We start from the raw sequence: 1,800 nt of genomic DNA on the forward strand, positions 1-1,800 counted from the left end.
CTCAGGTGGGTGAAGCCATGGCCATGGTCAAAGCGCTTAACCGGATCACGCTATTAGGAATGCCGAACAGTATTCGCATCACGTAACAATCGACCCGTATGGGGCGCAGTCATTACGGGTTCTGATTTATTCAACAAAGCCATTTCAGCCGTGTAGAAACACGGCGACATCAACCGTTTCCGATGTCGCCGCTGACCGTCTTAATCGCACGAAAATAAGCACCTTCCCGTCGTCCTGGGTACGTGCCGTAGACCTCGCGTGGAATTAACCCGTTTAGCCTGTAAGGGATTTCCGCCTGTGCGGGAATGACAGGAATGACAAAAGAAGGACAGTTACAACCAGCTCCGCGTTATGCCGTTGCGAACAGCTGGCGCGGGATCTTCGTCAAACGCTCACAGCCGTTTTCCGTCACCAGCACCGTTTCGCTGATGGCAAGGCCCGCCGCATACAAGTACATGTGAAACACCATGCCCGCTTCCAGCAGCCACTCAGACGTGGGCAAAAACACGCGGCTAAAATCGCTGGTGCGCGGCGTCGTCTTCGGATAATAACCGAGCGTATAGCCGGTAATGCTGGCGTAATCCTGACGCAGCCCTGCTTTTAGTACAGCATTACGTGCCAGTGCATCGATGTCTTTCGCCACTGCACCGGGCTTCATGGCAGCGAGCTGCTTATCCTGGATTGCGATTAGCTGCTGAGCAATCTCTTGCTGTGCAGCTGACGCCGTACCGATAATCACCGAACGCATGATCTTGGAGCTGTAGCCGCGTTTAAAGGAAACCACTTCAAGATGCAGGATATCACCCTGCTTCAACGGCCGTTCCTGCATGTTGGCATGCAGAAAGCTGTTGCCACCGCCGGTCGTGACGATGCCACAGCGGTTGGAATCCATCCCGTTGCGGATCAGGACACGGTGGATAATTTCTGCCGCCTGACGCTCCGTTTTCCCAACCCCCATTTCGGCAACCACTTCACGGATCGCATGATCGTTCGCTGCCGCTGATTGTTTGATGCACTCGATTTCCTGCGGAATTTTGCGGGTGCGCAATTGTTTAAGAACACCGGAAAAATCTTTTACCTGAATCTGTGGCAACATCGCCTGCAAGCGCTGGAAGCGGTTGATGGTCATGCAGTAAGAATCGAAATCGATGCCGAGCGTCGCGCTTTCCCAGCCGCGAGCGCACACCGTATCGGCCAGTACCGCTAACGGATCCTGCCAGTCATGGAAAGTGACGGTGTCAGTGATCCAGCTATTTTCACTGAACGCACGCTCGTCCATGGCGCGGAATACCATCACCGGGTCGCCCGTTAACGGCAGCAAGCAAGCACGGTACATGTTTTCAGAAATACCAAATCCCGTGAGATAAAACAGGAATTCTGTCTGGTCAATCAGCAACAGGGATATATCCCTTTCTTGCATATAAGCGCGGATCTTTGCGACGCGCTGCTGATACTCGTGGAGCGGGAAAAGCCAACTTTCATTCATAACGGTTACCTGATGTCGTTTTTTTCTATTCACCACACTCGTAAAATCCCCAGGTCGTGTATTCAATGAGTTGATGTAGCATAAAACGTAGTACTCGCGTTCGATTTAAGTACCGATGATCCTATCGTGCATTTCGGATGATTTTGAATATCCGAGCGTCTTGCGATTGAGCCGTTGAAATCGGTTACGCAGTGTCAGATGTGCACGCTCAATACGCTGTGTATACAGCTTGCTAACAATGTGTTTTACTTTTGGAAGTTCGTCGTTGTAAGCCCTGTAGCCATCCGTGTTTGCATGACTGACGACGGTAACGC

General features: G+C 51.8%; 2 protein-coding genes and 1 pseudogene. 1 reads left to right on the forward strand and 2 read right to left on the reverse strand.

Annotation, left to right across the window (positions count from 1 at the left end):
* Nucleotides 1-86, forward strand: a pseudogene (locus QZ506_RS05580) (lipoprotein); the annotation flags it as partial.
* 263 nt (nt 87-349) lie between these two features.
* On the opposite strand, the gene QZ506_RS05585 reads toward QZ506_RS05580, so the two are convergent.
* Together QZ506_RS05585 and QZ506_RS05590 are read right to left on the reverse strand one after the other, a co-directional pair.
* A complete protein-coding gene (locus QZ506_RS05585) occupies nt 350-1,486 on the reverse strand; it encodes a Xaa-Pro peptidase family protein (protein WP_291969648.1) in 1,137 nt (378 codons plus the stop codon).
* A 105-nt stretch (nt 1,487-1,591) separates the two neighbouring features.
* A partial coding sequence (locus QZ506_RS05590; protein WP_291969650.1) for an IS1 family transposase occupies nt 1,592-1,800 on the reverse strand: 209 nt, incomplete at its 5' end.

The organism is Candidatus Symbiopectobacterium sp. (genome assembly GCF_020054415.1).
Classification (GTDB): domain Bacteria; phylum Pseudomonadota; class Gammaproteobacteria; order Enterobacterales; family Enterobacteriaceae; genus Symbiopectobacterium.